The following is a 21,645-nucleotide window of genomic DNA, read 5'->3' on the forward strand; positions in this document are numbered from 1 at the left end:
ATTGAGCCAAACGAATACGACTTAATCAAGTTTGCAGAAAGAGGCACTTGCCTGTATAGATGCGGTAATGAAAGGTATTTGTTACTTGTTCAGGCACCGGAATACAAAGCAGAGATTTTCGGTAGTGCTGGGGGTAGATAGAATTTAATTATAGACAATCTTATTTTCATATGGTATTATGATTGATAGAATTAAATTTTAAAAGTACCATTGCTTATATTTGACTGTTTATTTTTTAACGGATAAATGCAAGTCTAAAGCGAATGATCTTAAATAATGTTTGCATGGATTTTGTTTGATTTTTATGATTCTGCGTGAAATCGTGTTAGTTTTTAGGTGAAAGCAAAGGAACTTTTGATAGGTCTTTTAATTTCAACGCAAACTGTTGTATCAAGTGAAAGATTTATTAATGAATAATATGATTTCAGAATTTGGGGTGAATATATGTCAATAATAACAGGAATAATCAATGTATTAACTACATCGCCAGTAAAAGAAATTTTGGTAAATATTGTTGCAGGTGCAAGTCTGGATGGAATAAAAAAAATAGTATCTAATTTTCAAAAGGACAGTGTTGAAGGTCAGATTTGGTGTTTATTATCAGATACTATGGCTCAATTTTATGAGCAAATTTTTTGTAAATTTGAAAAACAATTGGAATATGATGAAGTAATTGTTGTAAAAAGTTTTTTGGAACAGTTTGCATATTACAAAGATTCTATTAACGAAAATCATCTTAGATGTATTGTTGAACAAACAATATACGGTAATATGGACATATTAACAGATAGAGAATATCAGCTTTGGGTTTCTATATTTGCAGATAATTGCTCAAAATACCCCAATATATATGAAATGTACAAAATTCAGAAAGATATTATAGACAACACTTTTACGGAAAGAAATTTGATGATCCAAAGAGTTGTGTCAAAACTTGATATATTTGTAGGAAATGAGAATCATACGGCGAGATTGTTTCAATCAGTCATTGAGAATTTATATCGTTTGTTTAATTTCTCATGGAAGAATGAGATTCTAGATTGGATATCTCAACTACCCTATAATCGTTTTAATCAAGATAAGATTACAGAAAAATTAAATTTTATAGAGGCAAATGAAGATTGTGAGTTAGTCTTGTCTGCACTCCAAAGTCTGTTCAATTTACATGATTTAGAAAAGTCTCAATATAAACGAGTTAAAAGGCTTAATAATTTTTTTCTCAACCCACATTTTAACAAGGTGTTTATTGTTACAGGAACAGCTGGTGCTGGAAAATCCTTTTTCATAAAAGAATATATTGTGTCTGTCGTTTCTGCGATTGAAGAAAATGATATATCAATATTACCTTGTATAGTAGATATTTCAAAAATAAATCGTTTTGTAAATTTTGAAGATTTTGTTATCGCTGAATTAAGTTCATTTACAGGAAAAGCACTTTCTTCCATTGATGAAGCAAATGTGTTTTTTAGAGATTTACCGGCTAAAGTATGCTTTATTATTGATGACCTAAATTCACAGGTTTTAAAGGAAAAAGACTGGGATAAACTAATTCGCGGAATAAAAAAGTTTTCAAAATTTGAACAATTTAGATGGATACTATCCATAGATGAGTATGAATACTATTATCTTGAATGTGACAATTCTTTTTTGAATAAATATTGTATTACGCAAACAGATATAACACAGAAAGAGAATCAAGAGCCTACAATATTTTGTAATGCATTTAGTATTGATCAATATAATAAGGTTCAAAACATTGTAAAATGGATTTTAAAGTCACAGTATGGAATTGCTGAACAACTATTTTCATTGGATGTTATTCTGGGTATTACTACGCCAAAGGAAGCGCATTACTTTGGAGAAGCAGTTCCAAAAGGCGAAGTAATTGGAATGCCATCAACATATTATGATTACATTATTAAAATAGTGAGGTGGAAAAATACCGCGTTAATGTCTCAAAAACCTGATGGTATTGAGAATGATTTACGAAAGATAATTGATTTCATCATTAGAAATCATATATGCGAATTGGACGGACTAGATTTGAGTACAATTGATTTGATGCCATTTAGAAAAGTACAATTAGTAAATCCTTTGTTTATCAAGAGTACCAGTATGTTTGATTTAGATCAGGGTGCTATGAAAACATCTTATAAGATAAATGTTTTTCCGTTCTGGGCTGCAAAGATGACTAAAATGGTTGATATAAGAGATTTAGAAAAAGTTGGTGATTTAGTATCATTTCCAAAAGAATTAACAGAATGGTTAATACCATGTGTGATCTTTTTCAACTTCGAGAGTTACACAAAAAAAGGCAATGAAATATTTGAATTTTTTAGTGTGTTAAATGAACAACATATATTGGATTATGCATTGTTTTGTGCAAATAAAACTTCTATTGTTTTTTCAAAGAAGTTGTTTGAATATCTTGTGGAAAATTTGACGTGTTATATCCAAGGACCTAAAGATTGTTACTCTGTTTTGTATTTTGTGTTTTATAGTAAACTTAAAATGGCAGAAAAGTTACGACTTCTAAATACAATGGCAGAATATATTCCCAAATTTGGTTTTGAAAAATTGTATGAACGAATCTTTTGTTCAATAATTAATAATTCTATGAGAGAAAAGAATTTAAAGAAAAATGTTCTAGAAGTTGCCCTGTGTCGAGTAGATACAGTAAACTATATTAACGGCTCAAACGCTGGTGCAAAATACTTCGGTTTGGCAGTGAACCAAGGAAAAGAAATTGAAATGATAGTCCAAGATATTATAGAATATATCGAATCTCATCCAAAGTTGTTGTCCACGATAAGTATTAAAGAAGGGCATAATGAAAGTTTTATGGATTTTTTTCTACGCAGATGTTTTGAAAAGTATTTGTTTATTACATATGATTCCGTTTTACACATATACCAGCGATTAGAATGTTTTTTTGTATTAGAAGAACCATTAGGGATTTATGTGAAACGTAATTTAACATGTGCAGCTGGAAACATATTTGTTTACTCGAAGGATGAAAAATATAGAAATAACTATATTCTTCTGACTAAATCATTTGTAGAAAAGGATGATTTATATCATCGATTAACAGCTCTATTCTTGATTGCAAATAGCATATGCGAAAAAAAGACAAAACTAAATGATGAATTAAAATCAATTCTTTTAGAGCTATCTTATGATAAAGAAATCAATATTAGATATGGCACAAAAATTAAGGAACTCTTAAAGGAGGAATAATATGGAATTAGTTTGCGATAAACAATGTTTTTGTGCCTTTGAAAATACAGACAGAACATTAATTGATGATAACGGATTTATTCCAATTTGCAAAGTAGTTTTACAAATAAATACAGGTATCAAAATCCGATTGAATTTTGGAGGTGATACATATGAGTGTCACGATAGGTGCAGTAATGAAATGTCTTTACTTCTCGTTCAGACTCCATAGCATAAGGCGAAAATTTTCGGTAGTATCGGGGACAGATAATGTGCAAGGTATATTAGTTGTGATATAATCATTCATAGACATATATCTTAAAAATACTTTGTTAAGGAGCAAAAATGGATTGGATAGACGAGTTTATAGAACTTTTTATGTCACAAAAAACAGGAAGTGTGGAGAAAGCACTTTTATATAAACAACAATACATTCCTCAAAAACTATATCGTTATCGAAGTGCTGAAAAAATTGAGCGTTTAAAGGATGAAATTGTCAATGGAAGAATTTTTATGTCATCTCCATTAAACATGAATGATCCTTTTGACTCCTGCTCGTTGTTAGAAAATAATAAACCAACGGTATATGTACATGATAAAGAAATTTATAAAGAGAGATTTAAAGAAATCCTTGATAAGAATACTTTTAATAAAATCTTTAAAGATGATAATTGGTTTGAAAAACTTACAGAGTCGGTTGCTTCGAAATATGTTTCACTTGAAGAAATTGATGAAGCTAAGGAAAAAGCATTGAAAACATTAATGCAAGGAATTGAGGATATTAACTCTGAGATAAATGAAACAATAAATCGAACATATCGTTTTGCATGTTTTACTCAAAGCAAAACTAATTTACCAATGTGGAATCATTATGCTAATGGTCATAAAGGTGTATGTTTAGAATATGACACTACAGAAATTAATAACATAATAAACATTAATGTACTTTTCCCAGTAAAGTATGTAGATAAGCTTCCTGACGGAATTTCACTCATGAAAGCTCAAGATGAGTTGCGTATGGAATACTTTCTTATGCATAAATTAAGAGATTGGAGTTATGAGAATGAATGGCGTTTGATTTATAATATTGGTTTTTGGTATAAAGATCCAAGTGAAGTTTCATACGAGATTTTGAAAAAAGGTGCATCGATATATTTTGCATTGCCGTCAAAAGTATATTTAGGTGCTAAAATATCTGATTTTGATGAAGAACAGATAAGAAAATGGTGTAGTGAGCATAGAATACCTGTACAGAAAATGAAGTGTACAGAGTATGGTTTGAAAGCTACATAATAGATTAATAACAAAGAGCTAACTGAAAATCAGTTGGCTTTTTCTATTTTTGGAGGTGATACAATGTCTGCCACAATAGGTGCGGCACTAAAGAAAATAGCAGTTGCTCTGCTTACAAACCCAAAAGTTATAAAAACAATATTCGGTATAGTAATCGGCATAATCATAATTGTGGTTATGCCGATTATTGCTGTTATTTCAATTTTCAACGGTAGTATGGATATTGACACGGACAAGTTAAGTCAATCCATACAGGAAAATATATCTGCCGAGCAGATGGAAAACTTTCAGCTAATCAACGACACAATGACCGAGGTTGAAAAACAGCTTGATAAAAAGAAACTGTCTGATTGCAAAACGCAGGCAGAGGTGATATATCTGTTTTCTCTGTCTGATAAATCAAAGGAAAAGAATTTTGTAAAGAACTTTGTTTCCTGCTTCAAAAAGAATCAGTCTGACGAAGATTTGATTAAAGCCGTCAATGCAAAGTTTGGTACAGAGATTGAATATGCAGAGTTTCAGAAGATGATGCAGTCAATCAAGGGGGCGAAAATCAGTACGGCAGGTTTTACTGATAAGACCACAAAGAATAATCTTGACCTTGTTAAGTGGTGCGAGAACGCATACAAAAACGGTTGGGGTTATGTCTATGGTGGTTACGGTCAGATATGTACAGAGCAGTATCTCGACCAGCAGGCGAGCCTGTTCCCCGGCAATAACGAGGCAGGTGGAGAGATGAGAACTGTCGGTGAAAAATGGCTAGGCAAACGAGTTGTTGATTGCATAGGACTGATTAAGTCATACGCTTGGTACAATGCCGACAGCGGAGAAATCGTTGCAGGCTCAAACGGCTTTACTGACTGCGGAGCAAACTCCATTTGGAATAATGTGAAAGAAGGCGGTGCAATCTCAACTATGCCCGATATACCCGGACTTGCAGTCTGGATGGACGGTCACATAGGTGTGTATGTCGGTAACGGCGAAGTTATTGAGGCACAAGGCACAGCCTACGGAGTTGTAAAAACACAGCTTAAAAATCGTGGCTGGACTAAGTGGATGAAGATACCAAATATCAAATATGTGGAGGTAAAATCAAAATGAAGAAAACAAGCGTAAACATAATGTACGATGATGAAAAGCTCAATGCAGTCAAGCTGTATATGTCACAGCGTGATTTAGATTTCAAAGAAGAACTTGAAAAATCGGTTGATAGTTTGTACTCAAAATATGTTCCTGCAAATGTCAGAGAGTTTATTGATATGAAGTCAACTATATCAAAGCCAACTAAAAAGAAGAGTATAGATGATTTGGTTAAGCAGGGTTCAGAAGAAGAGTTATAATTCTGATTTTTTGTCTTCATACTTCTGTAATGCTTTTTCTATTATGTCCAATTCATATGAGTCTACATTATAGAGATCACTGTCAGATAAAAGTTTAGCGTTTTTAATGATTGATTTGATCGTAAAAAAACAATAAATAATATAATTATTATCATTAAAATATTGTATGTTATTGGACCAAATCCAGATAAAATTTTAGAAGTATCTAAAATAAAACTACAGATGGCACTTCCTAATATTCCAAATAACAGAGATATCATTATATTAACAGCATTACTGCGAAATGATGTGAGAAATTTTTTCTGTTAAGTAAATCTTGATAGTAAAAATTGTTTTCGTGATATATCTGAGATATTTTGTTTTCTAATATATAATGTGCTTCTAATAAATTAATATCATTACTTTTTAATTTATCGTAAACATTGACTTTTTCTTTTTCAATTAATTTTGTAATTTTATCTTTTTTAAATTTTTTGAACATACGAGCACCTCAATTTATTTTAGTTGATATTATAATATCATTATTTTAAAAGAAACACAATTGTAGAAAAAGGTGATAATAATTAAAAATCAAAACTTTGGTGTAGAAATTGAAATGACCGGCATCACTCGCAGTACTGCGGCGAAAGTGATTGCCGGTTATTTTAATACCACAGCAACTCATATCGGAGGTTGCTATGATTCATATTCTGTCCGTGATAATGATAACAGACAATGGAAGATTATGCGTGATGCGAGCCTTAGATGTACCAACCGTTCAGGTGAACAGGCAAGTGCTTTGTACTCTGTTGAATTTGTCACACCCATTTGTAATTACAACGATATTGAAACTATACAGGAGTTAGTCAGAAAACTTCGTGGTGCAGGAGCAAGAGTTAATTCAAGTTGCGGTATGCATTGCCACATAGACGCATCAACACACACCCCGAAAACACTTCGCAATATAGTTAATATTATGGCATCAAAAGAGGACTTGCTCTATAAGTCACTTAAAGTGAATGTTAGCCGTGAGCATTACTGTCAGAAGATGGATACAAGATTTCTTGATGAAATCAATAACCGACCTCCTCTTTCAATGGAACAACTAAAATCAATGTGGTATGACGGAGGTGACTACAGCTACAGACACTATGATGACAGCCGTTATCACGGATTGAATTTGCACAGCGTGTTCAGTAAGGGTACTATTGAATTTCGCCTGTTCAATTCAACACTACACGCAGGAGAAGTGAAAAGTGCAATTCAGCTTTGCCTTGCAATAAGTCATCAGGCTTTAATTCAAAAGTCTGCACGACATACAAAAACAGTATCGGATAACGAAAAATATACTTTCCGTACTTGGTTGTTGAGGTTAGGACTTATCGGTGACGAGTTTAAAACCGCCCGTCATCATCTCCTGAAAAATCTTGACGGCAATATTGCATGGAAAGATCCTGCACAGGCTGAAAAGCAAAAGGAAAGACTTGCACAGAAAAGATTTGAGGTATTGCAGAACAGTACAAATGAAAATATAAATTCAGAACCCGAAGTTGAAACTGCTGAACGGCAGGAAGAAACTTCGGGTTTAGTTATGAGAATGTAAGGAGTAAAAATTATGAGTAAGTTATATGTTGCTTACGGAAGCAACTTGAATTTAAAGCAGATGACATATCGCTGTCCAACTGCAACTCTTGTAGGAACAGGAGTGATAGAAAATTATGAATTGCAGTTCAAAGGTATGCCGACCGGAGCATATGCAACCATTGCACCTTGCAAAGGAAAATTCGTTCCAGTTGCTTTATGGAATATAAAACCTATTGATGAAATGCGACTTGACCGATACGAGGGTTATCCCTCACACTATTTCAAACAAGATGTTCCTGTCAAGATGAATAACGGAGAAGAATTGTCTGCTATGGTTTACATTATGGACTTAAAGCAAAAGTTCGGATTGCCGAGTAGCAATTACTATTACACAGTTCTTCAAGGTTACCATGATTGCAATCTTGATGACAGTGTGTTTAAAGAGGCAGTGAAGAACAGCGCAGATAGATTCGTGGAAGAACAAAACAGTGAACCGAATTTATCTGATGATGAAGATTTCAGTATGGGAGGTATGAAATTGTGAATGAGAGAAAGAAACTGAAAAAGCAACTTGGAGATAAATATATTTTTAAGAAGTATCTTTCGTCAGCCGAGGTCAGAAAGATACTTTCTGAAAATTCAAAGGACAAGCATGAAAAGTTATTTGCATCTCTCACAGTAGGTTGTGTAAAAATCAATGCAATAATATTTCCCACACCTGATTGTATGATGATGGGGTATGACATTCTTGTAAAGGATACTCCCGACAGCAAAGAGTGGATATGCTATGACACATTAAATGATGATGTGAAATACAACTCTCTGAATTTGGAGCAGGAAATGTTTAATATACTAAGCCGTGAAGTTAAAGCGTACGGGTTGTCATATACCGACTGCAATTTTGAAGTAGTAAACGGCAAGGTAATAAATAAGGAATAATCGGCGAAACTTTCACCACATTTGCCCCGTGTCGGCTTTTTAACGAGAAGGCGGGTCGTTATTCTAAAAACTAAATAAAGCCGAAGTCAGGCGATTTGTGGCAAGGTGTGAAAAATCGAAGTTACGGCAATTTGGGCAGTTTTTCAAGGGTAGGTATTTAAGCAGGAGAAAGACACGGGGTTGCAGTCGCTCCCTCGTGTCGGCTTACGGCAGACGGCAACGCCGACTGCCATGCTGTTTTTCGCACTTTTCAGCCTTAAAAATTCATAGGGGTTAATTTTCAGCCTTGGGGTTGTACTTGTGGGTTTATCTGCCCGAATTGCCGAATGAAATGCCAAAATTCAAGGAGTTGCAACTATGGGTTGTAACAAAAAGGAGGTTTTTCACTTGAATGAAACGGATAACAGAAAAGAATTAAAGCGGAAGTTTGCGCTCTGGGTAAAAGAATCAACACTCGATATGGTTCAGAATATTTACAAGGAAGATAATTGCTCAAGCCGTAGTGAATTTATTGAAAAGGCAATCATTTTTTATGTAGGATACCTTTCCTCAAACGACAACAGTCAGTATCTTCCCAATGTAGTTACTTCAACTTTGAAATCAATTGTTGCCGAGAGCGACAATCGTATGAGCAGACTGATTTTTAAATTGGCTGTAGAGCTTGCAATGACAATGAATATCATTGCCTCGTCACAGGACATAGACAAGATGACTCTAACAAAACTTCGTGGCGAGTGCGTCAAGGAAGTCAAACGACTCAACGGTTCATTTTCCTTTGATGACGCATACGATTGGCAGAAAGGATAATTATTTGTGGCAAAGTTAGTTACAAAGTTTAAATATCTCAAGTCTAATCGTAAAGTAAGCGCAGGCGGTTACGCAAAATATGTTGCCACCCGTGAGGGGGTTGAGAAAATTGATAACACTAAAAAGTTTGCTCCTGTGACAGCGAAACAGAAGAATCTTATTGAAAAAATCTTAAAGGATTTTCCCGACAGCAAGGATATGTTTGAGTACGCTGATTACCTTGAAAAGCAAAATGCAGGCTCTGCTTCTGATTTCATTTCTCGTATCATGGAGGATTACGCTTATGAAATCTCGGGCAGAAAAGCATATGCCGATTACATTGCTCCCCGTCCTCGTGCCGAGAGATTCGGCTCTCACGGCTTGTTTACCGATGACGGTGTGCAGGTTCAGTTATCAAAAGTAACGGAAGAACTCGACAGTCACAAGGGAAATATCTGGACTGCGATAATTTCTATCCGCAGAGAAGACGCGGAACGGCTTGGCTTTAATACTGGAGCTCGGTGGAGAGATATGCTCCGCACACAGACAGAAGCACTCGCTAAAAATCTGAAAATACCAATGGAAAATCTTCGTTGGTATGCGGCGTTTCATAATGAATCGCACCATCCTCACGTGCATTTGATTGCATATTCAACCGTGGAGAACGAAGGCTATCTCACGCAAAAGGGAGTTGAAAATCTGCGTTCATCATTTGCAAAAGATATTTTTCAGCAAGATTTATTGTGCATATATGAAAGGCAGACCGAGCATAGAGATAAGCTCCGAGCCGAGGCTCGTGATATTGTAGAGGATTTGGTTTCAAAAATCAACTCCGAAATATATATCAGCGCATCAATTCAGCATAAGCTGTTGGAACTTACCGACAGGCTTTCAAGAACGAAAGGCAAAAAAGTATATGGTTATCTCAAGCCTGATGTAAAAGCGATTGTGTATTCTATTGTTGAAGAACTTGCAAGTGATGACAGAATCAAAAAACTGTATGACCTTTGGTATGAGCAAAAGGAAAATACAATCCGCACTTACACGGATGAAATACCGGAAAGAATTCCACTTGCCCAAAATAAGGAATTCAAGTCAATCAAGAATGCAATAATCAAGGAAGCGTTGAAATTAATTCCTAACGAAGATGAAGCGGAAGAAAGCGAGAATACAGATGAAGAACCTGTTATAAGTCCCTTTGAATATGAAGAAAACACCTCTGCCGAATCAGTCTTTAATTCAGACAGAGGTGTTCTGTATCCTCGTTATTCAATTAAAGCCAACCGCAACAGCGTTGCAGTTTCTTCTCTTTATCTCCTGCGTTACCTTTGCAACATAATCCAAAATCAACTCCGCTTTGAAGAAAAACAGAAAGCGCAAAGGACGGATAAAAAATTGCAGCAGAAGATTAATGATAAAAAGCAGGCTCGGGGGTTGAAGATGTAAGTTTGATAAACTGGGATTTATTATGTATTTCTTATTCTAATTTCATTTTCTCCCAAAGCACCTCTGTATCCTGTTTTGCTCCGTCAAATTTAGGCCATGCATCAACACAGTCGTTATTTTTTCTTGGAATAATATGAATGTGAAAATGCGAAACAGATTGTCCTGCACTTTTACCACTGGCATTTAACAGATTAACTCCATCATAACCACAGTTGTTCACAAGATGATTTGAAACTTTCTTTACACTAGCCATAAGCTTGTATAATGTTTCTTCATCACAGTCCAATATGTTTTTTACATGTTTTTTTGGTATAGCTAAAATATGTCCATCAACGTCTTTTGCTATATCCATAAAAGCTACTGTCCACTCATCCTCATAAACTTTCATCATTTTGTTTTCGCTGATTAATTTGCAAAAAACACAGTCATTCATATATTTACTCTCCAAATTCCAACTTATCAATAGGTTATTTTACAATTATCATAGCACACACAAATAAATTTGTCTATCAAAAAATCATCACACCGCCAAGGGGAAACTGCCCCCAAACGCTGATAGGTGCCACCTGTCACGGTGATAAGAGAAGAAGTACCCAATCTAAGATATTACAGCAGAAAAGAAAAATATATACAAGGAAGTGATTAAAATATTAACCTACATTCATTTTACAAAAGAACAGCGAGAACAGGCAAGGAGAACCGACCTTGCTAATTTTTTAATCAGTCATGGTGAGAAAGTCAGGAAATCAGGTTCAGAATGCGAATGGCTTGACGGTTCGCAAAAGGTTACAATCAGAGGGCACCTCTGGTATCATCAGTACAAACAGAAAGGCGGTGATGCGGTTGATTTTGTCCGCAGATTTTACAACAAGGACTATGCAGAAGCGGTGAAAATGCTTTTGAATAACTGCGGCGGTCAAATCATAACCTCACCGCCCATAGAAAAAAGTCATAAACCCTTTGAATTGTCACCGAGAAATGACAGAATGAGCAGAGTTTTTTCTTATCTGCTGTTGACCCGTGGAATTGATAAAGATGTGCTTTTTGAGTTTGTGCGGAAGAAAATGATTTATGAGTCAGCCTATTATCACAACGCTGTCTTTGTCGGCTACGATTCAAACGGTAAACCTCGCCATGCTCACAAGCGAGGAACAGTAACAAGTAATTCGTACAAGGGAAATGTTGCAGGCAGTCAGCCCGAGTACAGCTTTCACTTTAACGGCACAAGCGAAAAGCTATTTTTATTCGAAGCTCCCATTGATATGCTTTCTTACATTTCAATGCACAAGGAAAACTGGCAAGAACACAGCTATGCGGCATCCTGTTCCGTTTCGGACAGGGTGCTTTTTCAATGTCTTAAAGATAATCCAAACATCAAAAATGTGTTTCTCTGCTTTGACAATGACGAGGCAGGACAGACAGCAAACAAACGGATAGCCGATAAATTAAACTCAATGAATATCAAAAGCGAAATCCTCATTCCTACCCATAAAGACTGGAATGAGGATATTTTAAACGGTGAAAGGACTGATGAAATATGCCGTCAAGTGTTATAACTCTGATTATTGTTGCAGGCTCAATGTTTGCCTTGTTCATAATAATTTCTACGGTCGGCAATTACTATTCCCTGAACCGCATAAAGAACAAGACGGTCGGACAAGGACAGTACGGCACGGCTCGTTGGGCAACTAAAAAAGAGATTAAGAGAACCTACAATCAGATTGATTTCAAACCCGATGAATGGCGTACAAATCCCGACAGCAGACCAACTGAACAAGGTATAGTTGTCGGCTGTAAGAACAGCAAAAAAGTAACAACAGCAATGGTTGATACAGGAGATGTGCATGCTCTGATGATTGGTGCGGCAGGTGTCGGCAAGACCGCATATTGGCTTTACCCGTGCATTGAGTATGCCTGCGCTACTGGTATGTCATTTTTGTCAACCGACACAAAGGGTGATGTAGTTCGGAATTATGGAACGATTGCGGAAAAGTATTACGGTTACAAAATTTCTGTTATAGATTTGCGTAATCCCACACGCTCACACGGCAACAATCTCCTGCATCTTGTGAATAAGTATATGGACTTATACAAAGCTGAACCCGAACAGCTTGTTTACAAGGCAAGAGCAGAAAAATATGCAAAAATCATTTCAAAAACAATTATCCTATCAGGAATGGACTCGGCTTCATTCGGACAGAACGCTTACTTTTATGATGCGGCAGAGGGACTTCTAACGGCAACCATTCTGCTTGTTTCAGAATTCTGCGAACCAAAAGAACGACACATAGTTTCGGTATTTAAAATCATTCAGGAATTGTTTGCACCGACCAACAAGAAAGGCAAAAATCAGTTTCAGCTTTTAATGGAATATCTTCCCGACGATCACAAAGCAAAGTGGTTTGCCGGGGCGGCTCTCAACACAGCTGAACAGGCTATGTCAAGCGTAATGAGTACGGCACTTTCAAGGCTGAATGCCTTTCTCGACTCTGAGCTTGAACAGCTTTTGTGTTTTGATACGGAGATTGACGCTGAAAAATTCTGCAATGAAAAGTGTGCAATATTCATTGTAATGCCCGAGGAAAATCCCAACACTTTCTTTATGGTATCACTCATTATCCAACAGCTCTACCGTGAAATACTTTCAGTCGCTGATGAAAACGGCGGTGTTCTGAAAAATCGCTGTGTATTCTTCTGCGATGAATTTGGAACTTTGCCAAAGATTGATTCAGCCGAGATGATGTTTTCTGCATCCCGTTCAAGGCGTTTACAGATAGTGCCGATAATTCAATCCTTTGCACAGCTTGAACGCAACTACGGCAAAGAGGGTGCTGATGTTATCATCGACAACACACAGCTGACTATCTTCGGTGGCTTTGCTCCTAACAGCACAAGTGCAGAAGTGCTATCAAAAGCACTCGGCTCAAGAACAGTTATGAGTGGTTCTGTAAGCAGGAGCAAAAACGATCCGTCACAATCCTTGCAGATGATAGAAAGGCCATTGATGACCCCTGATGAGTTGAAGTCCCTTCCAAAAGGCGCATTTGTTGTTATGAAAACAGGCTTTTACCCAATGAAAGTCAAACTGAAATTGTTCTTCAAATGGGGTATTAAATTTGAAGAAAAGTATGAGGTCATGGAAAATGGCAATCGTGAAGTTCACTATGCTAACCGTTCCGAGTTATTTAACAACATAATCCAAGAATATCACCCTCAATATCTTGAACAGCCTGTTACTGATTCAGATTTTGATGAAATAAACGGTGAGAAGAAAAATGAAAATCTAAAGACTTCACCAAACGCAGAACAATCAGACAGTGAAAATACTATTGATTCTGAACAGCAAGATGAGCCAACAGAAGAACCTGAAAATTCAAATGTTGAACAGAATACAGACAAGCAGAGAAAAGTAGTCATCAGAACCCAGCGACCACCTCAGGAGGATAACAGCAATGAGTAAATTAACTTTTCTCTATCAAATGGACTTACCACACCGAGCCGTAGCAGTCTATACCTATCTCTACGACCGTGCAAACAAAAACGGTGAGTGTTGGCCCTCTGTAAAAACAATAGCAGGCGACATAAAGCTGTCGCCTGCTACGGTTAGAAGAGCTATTAAAGATTTGAAAAAAGCCGGATTAATTGAAACCGAGCAACGATATAGAAGTAATAGTGCAAAAAGTAGTTTGTTGTTTAAATTATATCCATTTAGTTCAAGGTTATGATACTACGCCTGTTGCACTACACTTTATTGTAACTGACATTGAATAATCTTTTGATCCAGCACTTGTTTTCCATGTAGCTGTTGCCTTTGCTGTTGCTGTGTTCCCTGATTTACTGTGTGATGCACTTTTTATAGACCAAGAAGATGCAGGGGCTGTTGTACTATGTGAACAGCTTGTACAGGTTGATGTACTGCCATTGTATGAAAATGTAGCCTTAACTGAAACAGACCAAAGTACAGTACCACTGCTGTTTTTATAATATTTTGTTTTTGTTTTGGTGATTGTATTTGTGGCATATAGAGAAATACCAGAATTTTCAGTATCATCGGTAATTATTGTTTCAATATAATTACCATTTTCTAAATATTCAATGGCTTTCTCTGTATTGTCAGTGATTGTAGCACTTACAGGTATACTAAATAATATACAACTAATAAGTGAAATAATTAGTGTAACGGTTATTGTTTTCTTCATTGTTTTTCCTCCTTTATTCAATTATCTCATCTACAATAACAGCTTCTTGTCTCATAATTGCTTGATGTTCTTCCCATAATATAACACCATACACAGTAGAAAGAACTAAAATAACTGCAATTATTAGAGCGATTAATGATTTAATATATTTGCTGATTTTAAGCTTTTTAATAACATAGGGAACACCGGTAGCAGAAAAATATTCAGCTACTACATCAACAGGATTTCCGTAGTTTTTATAAAGTTCTTCCTTTGTTGTTGCGTCTGCTTCCTCACAGTAGTCCTCTATATCCTTGCTTAGGTTCTTTATGTATTTTCTTTCTTCTTTTCCTTTAACAGGAAACATAGCTTTTATTTCGTTGATATATTCCTTACATAGTTTATTCATTTTCCTTATCCTCCATATTTTCATTTAAAGATGAAAGTATTTTTTCAACACCGGTGTAAGCGTCACGAAAGTTGTTTAATAGTTGGGTGTAATATTCCTTGCCCTCAGGTTCAAGATGATAATAAACTCTTGTTCTCCGCTTGCCAACTAGCTTTGAATATTGAGAAATTTTACCCTCATTTTCAAGCTTGTATGTAACAGCATAAATAGTGTTTTGGGAAATTGCAAGACATCCATCAGAATATTCCTTTATGTATTTAACAATCTCATAGGCATAACTGTCACTGCCATTTAAAATTGCGAGAATAAGAATTTCCGTTATTCCACTAAAGAAATTACTTTTGTTACCCATAAAACACCTTCTTTGATTTTTTTAATTTGCTGATAATATAATTATACATCAAAATATTAAAATTTCAATATTTTAAATTTCAAAATATTGTTGACATAGTGTTATATTTGTACTATAATATATTTAACATAGAATAAAAAAGTTTAATTGATAGATAATTTTTATATATTTTGCAATCAATTGCTATTTTGTGATGATTTTGTTGTAATAAGTCTAATATGTGCAAACACCAACAAGATGTCATCTGTTTATTGTTGTTTCGAACATAATAATAGAAAACTTAGTTAATGAAAAAGCTTTAATTTAAAACTAAATCATTTTAAATATTCTGCGTTTCACATAAATATAAATTAAGGAGGACATTCCAATGTTTCAAGAAAATAAATTTTAAATATAGTGTATTAATATTAGAATCAATTACTTGCAAATTTATAGTAAAAGTAAGAAAAGAGGGTTATTATCATGAAATTTAAAAAAATTGCTATTACTGCATTGGCAGCTATAACAATGGCAACAAGTGTAATGTGTATGCCGGTTAGTGCTTCGACCGTTGATTCAGATTTTGAGATAGTTATTCCTAATAGTGGTAGTAATTATAATCAAAACAGCAGAAGAAAAAAGGCTACATCTACATCTACTTATGTGAATTACAGCAAAACCGTTGGACCAAATTATAATGGTCAGGCAACAGGACCTAATAAAATAAGGATGTATGTATATGGTTCGGAAGGTCCTAACGGATCTTTAGCAAATTATACTTGTGGAACCTCTGTAATAGTTACTAAAGGAACAAAGGGATATATAAAACAAACTGTTTATGAAACCTTCGGAAGTAGCTCTTATGCCCAATTAAAGGGCGCAAAAGTATCAGGTTATACAACAGGTATAGCTAGAGGCTGTTGGAGTCCCGACAGTGTTAGCGAGTCCGGAACTGAAAATTATAATTAATTGAGAGAAAGGAAAAGTAATATGGCTTTTTGTTAATTACTTTTCATTTTGACCTATATTGGTTTTTAGAACAGTTACTGCTAAAAACTTATGCAGACTTCAATGCCATAGCAAACTTGATAAACTTTCAATTTCTTCTGCCTTATTAAAGTTGTGAGATAAAGAGAGACTAAATCGTCACATATTTTAATATGCATAAAAACAATTCTTTTCTGCATACTGTAAGGTGAATTTTATTTTTCAAAAAAGCAATGTAATGTATAAAAAAACAGCCGTTTGATATCACATACTTTAATTCCTATTTGTGTGTCACTTTACGGCAAAAGGGAGATTCATATGAAAAAATTTATGTCTTTATTATTGATATTAAATTTATGCTTTCCTCTTTTTACTGGTTGTTCCAATAAAGATGACCTATCAAGTAAACGTATTACCGAAAAAACAGTTGAAGACGGAAAATTGACTCCACCAGCAGGGGATTACACATATATAGAAAAGGGAGATACTGTATCTGATTTCTTTAAGTATTCTTTTGCTGATGAAGGGTTACCAGATGAATATAGTATGAGTGGATATGATGGATTAGAATATACCTTTGATGATGTAAAAGTGTATGATTCTGTATCAGCATCACCAATTAAAGAAAGTGAATGTGAGAAAATAACTGGGAAGAAATCGGATAAAACTCTATATAAGGAAAATAGTTTTATTCTTATAGATATGACTGCAACATACAATAAGCCTAAATCATCTAATTTCGACGAAATTATGTTTAGAATGGAATTTGAGGGAACATATATGATTGGCGATGGCTTTAAAGAACACGACCCAGATGAGTTTGCCTATCCATATGCAGACCCTATAATGATGTATTTTAGTGAACGTCCACAGAAGGGTGATGTTAATTTAGATGGAAACACCTTAAATTTAGAGGATGATGGTAATGTTTGCAGAAAAACATTAAAATCAGGAGATTCTATTAAATTTCAAATCGGTGTTCTTGCTAAGAAAGATTTAGTTGATGAGAAAAATGTTTTTCTATATCTTCGTTTTAGAGAAACACCGGAAAAAGGAAATCCTGTTCCCCTTGTAGATGTTTTAGGAAGATACAACAATGAGTAAATTATTAAATCTTGAAATTAAAAAATCTATTTTTTCAAAAGCATTCCTTTTAGGATTGGTTTTACTTTCAATATTTGCTGTTATAAGCGGAGTATTGATGATCAATGAATATGGTGGAAAAAATCCACAACAATTATACGAACATTGTATGGAGAATGGCAAGTATTTATATAACCCTGACTTTCCATTGTTTTCATTTTTTAATGCATGGGTTGGTGGTGAAACAACAACAGTAGCATACACATTGTTCTTTACAATTATGCCAGTGTGTACTGCGATACCCTTTGCTTGGTCATATCATAATGAAAGCAAGAATAGTTATATAATCAATGTTGCCACTCGCATAAATATTAGGAAATACTTTATTGCTAAGGCTATTGCTGTTTTTGTTTCAGGTGCATTAGTGGTATTTCTTGCGTTTGCATTAAATATTTTAATTGTTAGTGCATTTATTCCATATTGTCAGCCATGGGCAGGATACAATTTTTATAATCTTGTTTACTTTGATACAATGTGGTCTGATTTGTTTTTTTCAAATCCATATCTGCATATGTTATTGTTTATTTCATTAAACACGCTGTACGGCGGAATATTTGCATTGTTGAGTTATGTAACTTCATTTTATGTGAAGAAATATGTTGTAATTCTTTTTGCACCGTTTTTAACTATGATATTAGCAGGATATTTGGAAAATGTAATTTATAACAACATATTTAGAGATTCGATGTATTTTGTTGAATTTGTTCCAACACAGTTTTTACATTCAAGAAGTACAATCTATCAAGTGATGAGCTGGTCTGTTGCTACTACTACTTTGCTTTTAGTGGGATTTATATTCATTTCTATTTGCGTTAAGGTAAGGAAAAATGAAATTTATTAAATTTTTTAAATTTGATATCCGATATGGAATAATAAATCAATACAAAAAATATTTACTGTTTTCCTTTTTGATTATACTTGCATTTTTTGAATTTCGTTCTAATCAAATTTCATCAGAGAACTATTCCTTTTCACTTATGGATTCTATTCTTTATATTTACGGTGGAATTAAAGAATTTATCCCTACTGGGGGTGAAACATTTAAAATTCCATATCTTTGGTTATTGAATCATATTTTGATTTTGTTTTTTACCCTAAATTATATGCATAAGGATTTAGTTGGATTTGGACAACAGACTATATATCGAAGCGGAAGTAGAACTCAGTGGTGGCTGTCAAAGTGCTTTTGTCAATTCCTTTCAGTTTCTTTGTTTTATGTGATATCTTGGTTTGAGTTAACTATATGTACTTGGGTTGTAAATGGAAATATGTCGTTAAGCGTTTCCAAAATGATGAAAGATACTACAGAACTCGGGGTAAATGCTTTAGATAATCCAAATTGGAGTGTTAATTTGAATTTATTATTGATGCCTTTCTTGTTTACTGTATCAATGAGCTTGTTGCAGATGACTTTGTGCTTGTTTGTTAAACCTACTGTGAGTTATGTGTTTTCTGTAGTAGTTTGTATCTTATCTGCCTATTACTTGAATCCTGTAATTATAGGCAATTATGCAATGGCTCTGAGAAGTAATCAGTTGGTTTCAAATGGCGTTGATATAAACATAGGCATCATCTGTATGGTGATATTAGGACTATTTTCAGTTGTTATTGGTATGCTGAGATTTAAAAAATATAGCATTTTAACGAAAGGATAAAATATGGATATTGTATTTGAAAATGTTACCAAAAAAATTGGTAGGAACATAGTTGTAGATAATGCCAGCTTTACAATAAAGTCAAATTCAATAACGGGACTGAAGGGAATTAACGGTTCGGGAAAGACAATGATTATGCGTCTTATTTCAGGTTTAATATATCCAACTTCCGGAAAAGTATTTATCGGAAATAAAAAGTTAGGCGAAGACATATCCTTTCCCGATAGTATTGGTATAATGCTTGAAAATCCTGCATTTCTCAATGGGTATAATGGCTATGATAACCTCCGTATATTGGCTGATATAAAATCCATTATTAACGAAGATGACATTTGTGAAGTTATGAAATTAGTTGGTCTTGAAGAAAGTGGATTAAAAAAGTATAGAAAGTTTTCTTTGGGAATGAAGCAGAGGCTAGGAATTGCAGCTGCAATTATGGAAAAACCGGAAATTCTTATTTTAGATGAACCAACAAATTCCCTTGATGAAGATGGTGTTGAAATGGTTAAAAAAATATTAAGGCAAGAAAAAGAAAGAGGAGCAACTATAGTCCTCTCCTGCCATGATACACAAATATTGGAGGATCTCTCTGATGAAATAATAGAGATTCAAACAGGCAAAATAAAAGGAATTTATGCTCCAAAAGAGAAAATAATGTGAGGAAAGTATGTACAGAGTAATAAAGAGAAAAAATCTAAAGGTGCTGTGGATAGTCATATCACTTCTTGTAGCTACTTTGGTCTTATGGTTTGTTAGCTTTTATAATGTGAATTCAAATGCATTCAAGCAAACAACAGAACATTACAAGATGAATGAGTGGGTTAAGCTTGATGGAAATTTCTTCTTTGATGCAGGTGAAAATACTAAAGGGTATTCAATTCGTGTGAATAGCGGAAAGCTTGAAGAATACGATAAATTAATTCAGAAATATGATAAAGAAATTGACACAGAAACAGATATGCCAAAGCCTAAATATGTTTGTCTTTTAAATATTACAGTAAAAAATACTGGAAATAAAAGTGGTTACCTAAATGCTATGGGTTTTGCTCTGTTTAATGGTGCATTACAAGTTCCTATCGATTTTGATATTTGGAATATTATCGATAAGAATATTGATGGTAATACTTTGTTGAAATTGAGAAAAAATACAGAAGTAACATTGACACTACCTTTTACTGCACAGCCGTTAGATGAAGCAGTAAATTCACATAGATTAAATAATATACTTGAAAATGAGGAATTTGATTTCTATATTTGTGATTTCCCTGTGCGAAAATTGATAAAAGTTAAATTTTAAAGAAAAATTATAATTCCAATTCTCTTAGCCGACAAGTTATAGCTTTTAATGCTATTGCCTGTCGGCATTATTTTTGCCCTTTTTGCGTTGAAAGCAGAAAGGGCAGTTATGTTTTTCAGAAACAGAAGCCCTCCAATCGACCTGAATTAACAAAAATTCAGAATGATTGGAGGAAAATTAAATGGACAAGCGTCCGAAAAGAAGAAAGGATAAATACAATCCTTATACATTGTCAACAGACAATCAAAAATATTATGTTTCATTTAAAGATATAAACGGAAATATTCAGAAAACGGAGGTGGATAAATCAGTTTTTGATGCATTTGATAGTTTTGAACTTGATGATATTTCAATAATGAATGAAGCCGAAAGACATTATGAATACTTAGAACTTACAGAAGAAACATTGAATCGCAGAGCTGTACATAAAACTAAGACAGTGGAGAATATAATTCTAACTGTATTTGAGAATGAAATGTTGTCAAAGGCTATTTGTGAACTTACTGAAACCCAGCGCAAAAGATTATTGCTATATTATTATGATCGTTTAACCTACGAGCAAATTGCAAAAATTGAAGGTTGTACAAAAATGCCGATTTTGCGTTCAATAAAGAAAGCAGAAGAAAAAATTAAAGAATATTTTAAAAATAGGGGCTACTTTTAGCTTCTAAGTGAGGAAACAGGTGAAGGGATAAATAATCCTTTCGCCTGTTTTCGATTTTTAGAGAACAGGTCTTGTTCTTTGAAAATTAAATATCAGCACATCGGATACATTCCTTCTGTTGTTCGGTACGGACAAGCCACATGAGCGAACACCTTTACAGGTCTTCAGGACTCAGACATTGAAAGGCAATTTCAATGACGGCGATGATAGGCAGAGGGGATAATGATACTTCCGTCAAGTCAAAAGTCGAGCGTGATAAAACCGTCGCAACCAAAGATGGCGGCTGTGGGAGATCCTCACGGTGGTGAAATTCCAATGGAGCTATATGCAAGATTCGGCATTACAGACTCAACGGATTACAGCGCAAAGAAACCGTCAGACTTTCCTGTAATGAGTGA

Annotated in this window: 25 protein-coding genes; 20 read left to right on the forward strand and 5 right to left on the reverse strand. The window is 34.5% G+C overall.

Going from position 1 to position 21,645, the window contains the following annotated elements; all coding sequences use genetic code 11:
* Window positions 1–444: 444 nt before the first annotated feature.
* From I2E21_RS11220 to I2E21_RS11240, 5 genes are all read left to right on the forward strand, one after another.
* The gene (locus I2E21_RS11220) at window positions 445–3,237 is read left to right on the forward strand and encodes a hypothetical protein (RefSeq protein ID WP_195411386.1); all 2,793 of its coding nucleotides are present in this window, start codon (window positions 445–447) and stop codon (window positions 3,235–3,237) included.
* Window position 3,238: 1 nt separating this feature from the next.
* The gene (locus tag I2E21_RS11225) at window positions 3,239–3,448 is read left to right on the forward strand and encodes a hypothetical protein (RefSeq protein WP_106765349.1); all 210 of its coding nucleotides are present in this window, start codon (window positions 3,239–3,241) and stop codon (window positions 3,446–3,448) included.
* Between the two features lie 113 nt (window positions 3,449–3,561).
* Complete coding sequence (locus I2E21_RS11230) at window positions 3,562–4,509, forward strand: DUF2971 domain-containing protein (RefSeq protein ID WP_117521556.1); 948 nt, start codon at window positions 3,562–3,564, stop codon at window positions 4,507–4,509.
* A gap of 63 nt (window positions 4,510–4,572) precedes the next feature.
* A complete protein-coding gene (locus I2E21_RS11235) occupies window positions 4,573–5,610 on the forward strand; it encodes an NlpC/P60 family protein (RefSeq protein WP_117521558.1) in 1,038 nt (345 codons plus the stop codon).
* On the forward strand, window positions 5,607–5,849 hold the full coding sequence (locus I2E21_RS11240; protein WP_117521560.1) for a DUF6103 family protein: 243 nt from the start codon (window positions 5,607–5,609) through the stop codon (window positions 5,847–5,849). Before I2E21_RS11235 ends, I2E21_RS11240 begins: the two co-directional genes overlap by 4 nt.
* A gap of 259 nt (window positions 5,850–6,108) precedes the next feature.
* Here the strand turns inward: I2E21_RS11240 and I2E21_RS11245 are convergent, their stop codons facing one another.
* Complete coding sequence (locus I2E21_RS11245; protein WP_195411387.1) at window positions 6,109–6,330, reverse strand: hypothetical protein; 222 nt, start codon at window positions 6,328–6,330, stop codon at window positions 6,109–6,111.
* A 75-nt stretch (window positions 6,331–6,405) separates the two neighbouring features.
* Here I2E21_RS11245 and I2E21_RS11250 point away from each other — a divergent pair, with 75 nt between their 5' ends.
* From I2E21_RS11250 to mobP3, 5 genes are all read left to right on the forward strand, one after another.
* On the forward strand, window positions 6,406–7,431 hold the full coding sequence (locus I2E21_RS11250; RefSeq protein WP_117521468.1) for an amidoligase family protein: 1,026 nt from the start codon (window positions 6,406–6,408) through the stop codon (window positions 7,429–7,431).
* Between the two features lie 12 nt (window positions 7,432–7,443).
* Complete coding sequence (locus I2E21_RS11255; RefSeq protein WP_207735344.1) at window positions 7,444–7,956, forward strand: gamma-glutamylcyclotransferase family protein; 513 nt, start codon at window positions 7,444–7,446, stop codon at window positions 7,954–7,956.
* Entirely contained in the window at window positions 7,953–8,351 is a 399-nt protein-coding gene (locus I2E21_RS11260; protein WP_117521462.1) for a hypothetical protein, read from the forward strand. The genes I2E21_RS11255 and I2E21_RS11260 overlap by 4 nt, the downstream gene beginning before the upstream one ends.
* Window positions 8,352–8,738: 387 nt before the next feature.
* On the forward strand, window positions 8,739–9,158 hold the full coding sequence (locus I2E21_RS11265) for a hypothetical protein (protein WP_243240636.1): 420 nt from the start codon (window positions 8,739–8,741) through the stop codon (window positions 9,156–9,158).
* A 6-nt stretch (window positions 9,159–9,164) separates the two neighbouring features.
* The gene (gene mobP3, locus I2E21_RS11270) at window positions 9,165–10,583 is read left to right on the forward strand and encodes a MobP3 family relaxase (RefSeq protein ID WP_195411389.1); all 1,419 of its coding nucleotides are present in this window, start codon (window positions 9,165–9,167) and stop codon (window positions 10,581–10,583) included.
* 31 nt (window positions 10,584–10,614) lie between these two features.
* Here mobP3 and I2E21_RS11275 read toward each other — a convergent pair whose 3' ends face one another.
* On the reverse strand, window positions 10,615–11,016 hold the full coding sequence (locus tag I2E21_RS11275; RefSeq protein ID WP_195411390.1) for an HIT domain-containing protein: 402 nt from the start codon (window positions 11,014–11,016) through the stop codon (window positions 10,615–10,617).
* Between the two features lie 205 nt (window positions 11,017–11,221).
* Between I2E21_RS11275 and I2E21_RS12620 the strand changes: the two genes are divergently transcribed.
* Genes I2E21_RS12620 through I2E21_RS11290 form a run of 3 tightly spaced genes read left to right on the forward strand, consistent with a single transcriptional unit; the run spans window position 11,222 to window position 14,308 of the window.
* On the forward strand, window positions 11,222–12,139 hold the full coding sequence (locus I2E21_RS12620) for a DUF3991 and toprim domain-containing protein (RefSeq protein WP_195411391.1): 918 nt from the start codon (window positions 11,222–11,224) through the stop codon (window positions 12,137–12,139).
* Window positions 12,121–14,043 carry a type IV secretory system conjugative DNA transfer family protein gene (locus tag I2E21_RS11285; protein ID WP_195411392.1) on the forward strand — a complete coding sequence of 641 codons (1,923 nt, stop codon included), beginning with the start codon at window positions 12,121–12,123 and terminating at the stop codon, window positions 14,041–14,043. Before I2E21_RS12620 ends, I2E21_RS11285 begins: the two co-directional genes overlap by 19 nt.
* Entirely contained in the window at window positions 14,036–14,308 is a 273-nt protein-coding gene (locus tag I2E21_RS11290) for a helix-turn-helix domain-containing protein (RefSeq protein WP_195411393.1), read from the forward strand. The genes I2E21_RS11285 and I2E21_RS11290 overlap by 8 nt, the downstream gene beginning before the upstream one ends.
* On the opposite strand, the gene I2E21_RS11295 is transcribed toward I2E21_RS11290, so the two are convergent.
* Genes I2E21_RS11295 through I2E21_RS11305 form a run of 3 tightly spaced genes read right to left on the reverse strand, consistent with a single transcriptional unit; the run spans window position 14,303 to window position 15,522 of the window.
* Window positions 14,303–14,782 (reverse strand): hypothetical protein, encoded by a 480-nt coding sequence (locus tag I2E21_RS11295; protein WP_195411394.1) that lies wholly within the window; start codon window positions 14,780–14,782, stop codon window positions 14,303–14,305. The two genes, I2E21_RS11290 and I2E21_RS11295, sit on opposite strands and share 6 nt — an antisense overlap.
* Window positions 14,783–14,795: 13 nt before the next feature.
* Window positions 14,796–15,170: a DUF6120 family protein gene (locus I2E21_RS11300; protein WP_195411395.1), complete on the reverse strand. Its 375-nt coding sequence runs from the start codon at window positions 15,168–15,170 to the stop codon at window positions 14,796–14,798.
* Complete coding sequence (locus tag I2E21_RS11305; RefSeq protein WP_195411396.1) at window positions 15,163–15,522, reverse strand: PadR family transcriptional regulator; 360 nt, start codon at window positions 15,520–15,522, stop codon at window positions 15,163–15,165. Before I2E21_RS11305 ends, I2E21_RS11300 begins: the two co-directional genes overlap by 8 nt.
* A gap of 462 nt (window positions 15,523–15,984) precedes the next feature.
* Between I2E21_RS11305 and I2E21_RS11310 the strand changes: the two genes are divergently transcribed.
* The 7 genes from I2E21_RS11310 to I2E21_RS11340 all read left to right on the forward strand — a co-directional run bounded on the left by I2E21_RS11310 (window position 15,985) and on the right by I2E21_RS11340 (window position 21,247).
* Window positions 15,985–16,470 carry a hypothetical protein gene (locus tag I2E21_RS11310; RefSeq protein ID WP_195411397.1) on the forward strand — a complete coding sequence of 162 codons (486 nt, stop codon included), beginning with the start codon at window positions 15,985–15,987 and terminating at the stop codon, window positions 16,468–16,470.
* 336 nt (window positions 16,471–16,806) lie between these two features.
* Entirely contained in the window at window positions 16,807–17,592 is a 786-nt protein-coding gene (locus I2E21_RS11315; RefSeq protein WP_195411398.1) for a hypothetical protein, read from the forward strand.
* On the forward strand, window positions 17,585–18,472 hold the full coding sequence (locus tag I2E21_RS11320) for a hypothetical protein (protein ID WP_195411399.1): 888 nt from the start codon (window positions 17,585–17,587) through the stop codon (window positions 18,470–18,472). Before I2E21_RS11315 ends, I2E21_RS11320 begins: the two co-directional genes overlap by 8 nt.
* On the forward strand, window positions 18,459–19,286 hold the full coding sequence (locus I2E21_RS11325) for a DUF2705 family protein (RefSeq protein WP_195411400.1): 828 nt from the start codon (window positions 18,459–18,461) through the stop codon (window positions 19,284–19,286). Before I2E21_RS11320 ends, I2E21_RS11325 begins: the two co-directional genes overlap by 14 nt.
* A gap of 3 nt (window positions 19,287–19,289) precedes the next feature.
* Window positions 19,290–19,946 (forward strand): ABC transporter ATP-binding protein, encoded by a 657-nt coding sequence (locus I2E21_RS11330; protein ID WP_195411401.1) that lies wholly within the window; start codon window positions 19,290–19,292, stop codon window positions 19,944–19,946.
* 7 nt (window positions 19,947–19,953) lie between these two features.
* A complete protein-coding gene (locus I2E21_RS11335; RefSeq protein WP_195411402.1) occupies window positions 19,954–20,583 on the forward strand; it encodes a DUF5028 domain-containing protein in 630 nt (209 codons plus the stop codon).
* Window positions 20,584–20,764: 181 nt separating this feature from the next.
* On the forward strand, window positions 20,765–21,247 hold the full coding sequence (locus I2E21_RS11340; RefSeq protein ID WP_195411403.1) for a sigma-70 family RNA polymerase sigma factor: 483 nt from the start codon (window positions 20,765–20,767) through the stop codon (window positions 21,245–21,247).
* Window positions 21,248–21,645 lie beyond the last annotated feature (398 nt).

The organism is Ruminococcus sp. BSD2780120874_150323_B10 (assembly GCF_015553695.1).
Lineage (GTDB): Bacteria > Bacillota > Clostridia > Oscillospirales > Acutalibacteraceae > Ruminococcoides > Ruminococcoides intestinale_A.